The sequence below is a fragment of the Bacillus sp. DU-106 genome, from assembly GCF_004799705.1.
In the GTDB taxonomy this organism is placed as follows: domain Bacteria; phylum Bacillota; class Bacilli; order Bacillales; family Bacillaceae_G; genus Bacillus_A; species Bacillus_A cereus.
The window spans coordinates 275001-282500 of the sequence record NZ_CP026607.1; the positions used below are offsets into that span (position 1 = coordinate 275001).

The following is a 7500-nucleotide window of genomic DNA, read 5'->3' on the forward strand; positions in this document are numbered from 1 at the left end:
GGGAGGACCATCTCCCAAGGCTAAATACTCCCTAGTGATCGATAGTGAACCAGTACCGTGAGGGAAAGGTGAAAAGCACCCCGGAAGGGGAGTGAAAGAGATCCTGAAACCGTGTGCCTACAAATAGTCAGAGCCCGTTAACGGGTGATGGCGTGCCTTTTGTAGAATGAACCGGCGAGTTACGATCCCGTGCGAGGTTAAGCTGAAGAGGCGGAGCCGCAGCGAAAGCGAGTCTGAATAGGGCGTTTAGTACGTGGTCGTAGACCCGAAACCAGGTGATCTACCCATGTCCAGGGTGAAGTTCAGGTAACACTGAATGGAGGCCCGAACCCACGCACGTTGAAAAGTGCGGGGATGAGGTGTGGGTAGCGGAGAAATTCCAATCGAACCTGGAGATAGCTGGTTCTCCCCGAAATAGCTTTAGGGCTAGCCTTAAGTGTAAGAGTCTTGGAGGTAGAGCACTGATTGGACTAGGGGTCCTCATCGGATTACCGAATTCAGTCAAACTCCGAATGCCAATGACTTATCCTTAGGAGTCAGACTGCGAGTGATAAGATCCGTAGTCAAAAGGGAAACAGCCCAGACCGCCAGCTAAGGTCCCAAAGTGTGTATTAAGTGGAAAAGGATGTGGAGTTGCTTAGACAACTAGGATGTTGGCTTAGAAGCAGCCACCATTTAAAGAGTGCGTAATAGCTCACTAGTCGAGTGACTCTGCGCCGAAAATGTACCGGGGCTAAATACACCACCGAAGCTGCGGATTGATACCAATGGTATCAGTGGTAGGGGAGCGTTCTAAGGACAGTGAAGTCAGACCGGAAGGACTGGTGGAGTGCTTAGAAGTGAGAATGCCGGTATGAGTAGCGAAAGACGGGTGAGAATCCCGTCCACCGAATGCCTAAGGTTTCCTGAGGAAGGCTCGTCCGCTCAGGGTTAGTCAGGACCTAAGCCGAGGCCGACAGGCGTAGGCGATGGACAACAGGTTGATATTCCTGTACCACCTCTTTATCGTTTGAGCAATGGAGGGACGCAGAAGGATAGAAGAAGCGTGCGATTGGTTGTGCACGTCCAAGCAGTTAGGCTGATAAGTAGGCAAATCCGCTTATCGTAAAGGCTGAGCTGTGATGGGGAAGCTCCTTATGGAGCGAAGTCTTTGATTCCCCGCTGCCAAGAAAAGCTTCTAGCGAGATAAAAGGTGCCTGTACCGCAAACCGACACAGGTAGGCGAGGAGAGAATCCTAAGGTGTGCGAGAGAACTCTGGTTAAGGAACTCGGCAAAATGACCCCGTAACTTCGGGAGAAGGGGTGCTTTCTTAACGGAAAGCCGCAGTGAATAGGCCCAAGCGACTGTTTAGCAAAAACACAGCTCTCTGCGAAGCCGTAAGGCGAAGTATAGGGGGTGACACCTGCCCGGTGCTGGAAGGTTAAGGAGAGGGGTTAGCGTAAGCGAAGCTCTGAACTGAAGCCCCAGTAAACGGCGGCCGTAACTATAACGGTCCTAAGGTAGCGAAATTCCTTGTCGGGTAAGTTCCGACCCGCACGAAAGGTGTAACGATTTGGGCACTGTCTCAACCAGAGACTCGGTGAAATTATAGTACCTGTGAAGATGCAGGTTACCCGCGACAGGACGGAAAGACCCCGTGGAGCTTTACTGTAGCCTGATATTGAATTTTGGTACAGTTTGTACAGGATAGGCGGGAGCCATTGAAACCGGAGCGCTAGCTTCGGTGGAGGCGCTGGTGGGATACCGCCCTGACTGTATTGAAATTCTAACCTACGGGTCTTATCGACCCGGGAGACAGTGTCAGGTGGGCAGTTTGACTGGGGCGGTCGCCTCCTAAAGTGTAACGGAGGCGCCCAAAGGTTCCCTCAGAATGGTTGGAAATCATTCGTAGAGTGCAAAGGCATAAGGGAGCTTGACTGCGAGACCTACAAGTCGAGCAGGGACGAAAGTCGGGCTTAGTGATCCGGTGGTTCCGCATGGAAGGGCCATCGCTCAACGGATAAAAGCTACCCCGGGGATAACAGGCTTATCTCCCCCAAGAGTCCACATCGACGGGGAGGTTTGGCACCTCGATGTCGGCTCATCGCATCCTGGGGCTGTAGTCGGTCCCAAGGGTTGGGCTGTTCGCCCATTAAAGCGGTACGCGAGCTGGGTTCAGAACGTCGTGAGACAGTTCGGTCCCTATCCGTCGTGGGCGTAGGAAATTTGAGAGGAGCTGTCCTTAGTACGAGAGGACCGGGATGGACGCACCGCTGGTGTACCAGTTGTTCTGCCAAGGGCATAGCTGGGTAGCTATGTGCGGAAGGGATAAGTGCTGAAAGCATCTAAGCATGAAGCCCCCCTCAAGATGAGATTTCCCATAGCGTAAGCTAGTAAGATCCCTGAAAGATGATCAGGTTGATAGGTTCGAGGTGGAAGCATGGTGACATGTGGAGCTGACGAATACTAATAGATCGAGGACTTAACCATATAATATGTAGCAAATGTTATCTAGTTTTGAAGGAATATGCCTTCATAGTTTGGTGATGATGGCAGAGAGGTCACACCCGTTCCCATACCGAACACGGAAGTTAAGCTCTCTAGCGCCGATGGTAGTTGGGACCTTGTCCCTGTGAGAGTAGGACGTCGCCAAGCAACTTTAAGACGAGTCAGAATGACTCGTCTTTTTTGTGTTTATAAAAATAAGAATGGCTGGTAAATCTCAGTTTATTAAAATTTTACTTTATTGTTCACATCAACAAGTTCAAAACGCTCACAGACGAGTAACATATCTTCAGAGAAATTAAGACCAATCTCATTTAGTTCCTTTGTAAAAAAACGAACATGGGTGTCTCTCCAGTAATTATAAGTACGATCTCCTTCGCCTTCAGCGATAGCGAATTCTTCGCTTACTTCATTCATTGGTGTTACAGTTACTTCTATTGTCTTAATAATAGCTACAGGTTCATCATTACTATTGAGTATAATACTATAATCATTAGTAGTCGGTAGCGATTCATTTTCTAATTCATAAAAAATGTGACCGGAGCATGTAGCTGTTTTAATGCCGTCAATTACTAGTTGTGCAAGATAATTAGGGGCATCCCCAAATTGCCAAGCTGTAACAGATTCTGGTTTTTTGTTGTTTCCCCAATAAGTATCCCAATATGTCTGTGCTAATTGATTCATTTTTATCGTCACCTCACTCTAATTAATATTTAATCTCTTTATAATTCCTAGGAAATTTATTTATTTGTTATGCCTTTGTACTTATTTTTAATTTGTATCAGTGTTTTGCAAATTAAAAAGATACTATGTGGAGTGAATATAGTTTGTAAATATGTTCTGTACATATATGGGATCTTTAATTTTCCAATTGCATTTTATGATAAAGGACATAGTTACTTAAAGAACGTTCAGATTATGAATGGTAGTTTATTATCACTATGCCATATTGAAGTGAGTAATACTAGAGTTGAAATAGATAAAAAAACCGATATTCTAAATTGAATATCAGTTTAATAATATGTGACTTATATGAATCTATAGCAATACGAAAAGCGTAAATAAGATAGCCAACAAAATACGGTAGTATGCAAAAGGTTTTAAACCTATCTTCTCTAAAAGCTTTAGAAAAGTTACTACTGCTAGCATCGCTACTATAAAAGAGGTAATGAATCCTACCGCGAACATAGGGATGTCATCGACACTTAAATACTTCCAACTTTTTAGTAAGTCTAAGCCTGTTGCCCCAATCATTACAGGAAGAGCTATTAGAAAAGAGAATTCAGATGCAGTCTTATAATTTACTTTTGCTAATAGACCTCCAGAGATAGTAGAGCCAGCTCTAGAGAAGCCAGGGTATACCGCTAAGCACTGAAATAATCCGATTGTTAAAGCTTGGCGGTATGTTAAATCGTCCAGTGAATAGGCTGCTGCCTCTTTCTTTTTTACTTCTGCAAAGATCATAAGAATTGCCCCTGCTACAAGTCCAATCACAACAGTGTATGGCTGGAATAAGTATGTTTTAATAATATCATGTAGTAGCAAGCCAGCAACCACTGCCGGAAATACACCAAGAAATACATGGAACGCGTTGAATTTTTTTTCTTTCTGTATAAGAGGTTTAATATTACATAAAGAAACGAGACGTTTATGATATAAAATTGCAATAGCTAAAATTGCGCCTAGCTGAATAACAATTTCAAACGTTTTTGCTCTTTCTCCCTCAAAGCCTAATAAATGCCCGACTAATATAAGGTGGCCAGTAGAAGATATAGGTAAAAATTCAGCTAATCCTTCTACAATACCGAGTATGAAGGCAATAATGATATCGCTCATAGTTTCACTCCTATACATTAATGAATGTCTACTTTTTTAAAATAGAATAGTGTTGCAATAAATCCGGAAATTGTCGTTACTGCAATGATGATATAAGAATACTCTGGTGGATATGTCGGTTGTAATTCGTTATTTGCGATATCTAGAGTAGCGGTCCACGGAAATAAATCTTTATGCTTGGAGTTTACGAGCATAAGATTAGTCATTGTAATAATGACTGTTAATATAATGGGTGGTACATAGCTCTTCATTACAAGAGTTAGTAGCACAATAGGTGAAGACAATAGAAAGAGAAGTCCACCACATATTAAAAATTCTAGGAAAGAACCTAAAAGTAAAGAAATGTTAAAACCAGGGAAGTTCCCCAATAGCCCTAATATTAAAGTAAGTGCCCAAGCGACTAAAGTTAGCATCATAATCCAAAGAAAGAGAATGATGAATTTACTTGTAATAAAGCTAATGCGTGACACGGGGATAGTTAGTAAATTTTTCAGTGTATCTTCTGTATATTCGCGGGTAAGCAAATAAGCAACCACTACTCCATATAAGGGGAATCCTATAACTAAAGTAGTATATAAGTTAACGTCAGTAAATAATTGATCGAACCAAATAGTTGGAGTTGGCTGTTTTGTTTTTATATGTATATAAGAGGCTACTACAACTAAGAAAGGTGCGACACCAGCACCAATAATGCTAATTAAAAACATATTAGAGCGTTTTAGTTTTAAGAGTTCTGTATAGAGTAGATTAACCAATTGTTCCACCTCCAACTAGTTTGGTGAAATAATCTTCTAGTCTATCTTCACTTATCATCATTTTTAATACTTCAATATCGTTAAGAACGAACGTTCTGTTTATGTATCCTTGTTGTCCAAAATGAGAGTAAATACGAATATTTCCTTCATCATGTACTTCATAATCAAAAATTTGAAGATGATTTTCTAATAACATCACAGCTTTATCGTCATTATTCACTTGAAACTCTATGTACTTACGGTTTGCTTTGCGCAGCGTATCAAGAGAAACTTCTTCTAGTAACTTTCCTTCATGAATAATTCCGATACGATCGACTAACTGTTCTACCTCGGCTAATATGTGACTAGAAATCAGTATTGTTATATTTCTTTCTTGAGCTAAAGAATGAATAAGTTTTCGCATTTCTTTAATACCAATAGGGTCTAGTCCGTTAGTTGGTTCATCTAATATGTGTAGCTCAGGATAATGGAGAAGAGCACGCGCAATTCCTAAGCGTTGCTTCATTCCTAAAGAATACTTTCCTACTAACTTTTTTGTCTCATGCTGCAAGCCTACTATTTCTAATGCTTCTTCGATAGCATTCTTTTTGTGAACCCCAATTATTTTTGCATTAATTAATAGGTTTTCTTTTGCAGTTAAGTTTTCATAAAATCCTGGAACTTCAACTATAGAACCAATTCTGCTTAAAATATCTTTTTGATTTTGGAATAAGTTCTCTCCGAATATTTCAATCGTTCCACTTGTAGGCTTTATAAGACTAAGCAGCATGCGAATGGTTGTTGTTTTACCAGCACCGTTGCGGCCTATGAAGCCATAAATCTCCCCTTGTTGAACATTAATATTTAAATTATCTACTGACTTTTGATTGCCATATACTTTAGTAAGGTTAGTCGTTTTTATAATTGTATTTATAGGAGACACCTGCTTTCTATAAGTTCTTACTTACATCATAAAAAGGAAGGCTTAACTGCATATTAATCATTTCTTAACTATTTCTTAAAAGTATTGTGTTTTGGAATAGAAAAGCCAAAAGTAGTTCGTTTCCATGGAGTACTTTCAACCCATATATGTCCACCGTTTTTCTCAACGAGCGCTTTGGAAATAGAAAGCCCGAGACCGCTACCACCAAATGAAGAGTTTCTTGATTGTTCGCTTCGGTACATTCGCTCAAATACGTTTTGTAAATCATGTTTTGGAATACCAGGGCCTTGATCCCAAATATGAAGTTCGTATTCTGCATCAGCTTCTAGCAATTCGACTCCTATTGTTTTCCCATCCTTTCCGTAATAAATTGCATTTTTCATTAAATTACCGATAATCCGCATAATGCTTAGATGATCTGCGATGATAGGACAAGTAGACTCTGGTATGCGAATTTGCAGTTCGATGTTATGTTTTGAGAGCTCAGGTAAAAATTCAATCAAAACTTCTCTAGTAACTTCAGAAAAGTTGAGTTCTTCTTCTTTTAGTGGAAATTCATTAGCGTCTAGCTTCGCCATATTGAATATTTCATCAACTAGGTGCTTTAAGTTATTTGATTTCATATAGAGTATTTTAAGATATTCTTGTTTTTCTATTTCAGAAGCAGCAACTCCGTCTTTCAAAGCATCTATATATCCGATAATGGAGGTGAGTGGTGTTCGTATATCGTGGGAGATACTAGACAAAAGTTGTTTTCTGGATTCTTCGGATCTTTTGGCTTCAATTTGAACCTGCTCTAATTTACCTATTAGCTCGTTTATTGAAAAAACGATATTATGTAATGAGTGGTCATTGCTTGTGAATAATCTCGTTTGTAAGTTTCCTTTTAGTACACGACTTAATTTAGTATCCATTGCTTTGCGATGTTGAATGAATTGTATTCTTGAAAAGAAGAGATAAATTGTAATTAAGATAAGGATAATAAATAAAGACATTTTTATTCTTGGATCCATTTGTATGTTTAAAATCCCGCAAATGATAAGTTGTAATGAAATCAGGAAGAGGGTTTTATCAGTCTTCAAGCTTTTCACCTACAAACTTATAACCAATTCCCCATATAGTCTGAATGAATTTTGGATTGGAAGGGTCAATTTCTATTTTCTTTCTAAGTTTTCGAATATGTACCATAACGGTATTGTCATCTTCTATATAATTATCGTCCCATACATTTCGGAAGAGCTGTGTTTTTGTAAATACTTGCCCTGGGTTTGAAGTAAAGAATTTTAACAGTTCCAGTTCTTTTCCGGTTAAGCTAATTTCTTCTTTGTTTGTATGAACTGTGTATGTATTTAAATTGATAGTTAGTCCTTTAAAAGATAAAGTTGTTTTTTCTTGAGCAGTATTGTTACTTCCGAGAACTAAAAAACGCCGCATAAGAGCTTTTACTCGTGCAATTACTTCGTGAATGCTGAAAGGTTTCGTAATATAATCATCAGCACCAA

General features: G+C 40.0%; 6 protein-coding genes and 2 rRNA genes (2 of these 8 running past the window's edge). 2 read left to right on the forward strand and 6 right to left on the reverse strand.

The genetic code is table 11. The annotated features are described in order from the left end of the window. Together C3Y97_RS01580 and rrf are read left to right on the forward strand one after the other, a co-directional pair. A 23S ribosomal RNA gene (locus C3Y97_RS01580) occupies positions 1–2470 on the forward strand (it extends 452 nt beyond the left edge of the window). A gap of 49 nt (positions 2471–2519) precedes the next feature. Further along, positions 2520–2635: ribosomal RNA gene (gene rrf / locus C3Y97_RS01585) — 5S ribosomal RNA — on the forward strand. 75 nt (positions 2636–2710) lie between these two features. Here the strand turns inward: rrf and C3Y97_RS01590 are convergent. The 6 genes from C3Y97_RS01590 to C3Y97_RS01620 form a co-directional block, all read right to left on the reverse strand. Continuing rightward, entirely contained in the window at positions 2711–3169 is a 459-nt protein-coding gene (locus C3Y97_RS01590; RefSeq protein ID WP_001072420.1) for an ASCH domain-containing protein, read from the reverse strand. 354 nt (positions 3170–3523) lie between these two features. Further along, positions 3524–4321 carry an undecaprenyl-diphosphate phosphatase UppP gene (gene uppP / locus C3Y97_RS01600; protein WP_001279957.1) on the reverse strand — a complete coding sequence of 266 codons (798 nt, stop codon included), beginning with the start codon at positions 4319–4321 and terminating at the stop codon, positions 3524–3526. 17 nt (positions 4322–4338) lie between these two features. Continuing rightward, positions 4339–5076: an ABC transporter permease gene (locus tag C3Y97_RS01605; RefSeq protein WP_000247711.1), complete on the reverse strand. Its 738-nt coding sequence runs from the start codon at positions 5074–5076 to the stop codon at positions 4339–4341. After that, positions 5069–5998, reverse strand: coding sequence for an ABC transporter ATP-binding protein (locus C3Y97_RS01610; RefSeq protein WP_136362971.1), 930 nt, complete (start codon positions 5996–5998; stop codon positions 5069–5071). The genes C3Y97_RS01605 and C3Y97_RS01610 overlap by 8 nt, the downstream gene beginning before the upstream one ends. A gap of 68 nt (positions 5999–6066) precedes the next feature. Beyond that, entirely contained in the window at positions 6067–7080 is a 1014-nt protein-coding gene (locus C3Y97_RS01615; RefSeq protein WP_000845331.1) for a sensor histidine kinase, read from the reverse strand. Beyond that, positions 7070–7500, reverse strand: the 3' portion of a protein-coding gene (locus tag C3Y97_RS01620) for a response regulator transcription factor (RefSeq protein ID WP_000651997.1). 283 nt of this gene lie beyond the right edge of the window; the window shows 431 of its 714 coding nt (coding positions 284–714); its start codon lies off the right edge, out of view — the gene reads right to left on this strand; its stop codon occupies positions 7070–7072. Before C3Y97_RS01620 ends, C3Y97_RS01615 begins: the two co-directional genes overlap by 11 nt.

What these genes read in the sequence shown, in the direction of transcription:
- C3Y97_RS01590 (WP_001072420.1), bottom strand. Translation starts at nt 3,169, where the DNA reads ATGAATCAATTAGCACAGACATATTGGGATACTTATTGGGGAAACAAC.
- uppP (WP_001279957.1), bottom strand. Translation starts at nt 4,321, where the DNA reads ATGAGCGATATCATTATTGCCTTCATACTCGGTATTGTAGAAGGATTA.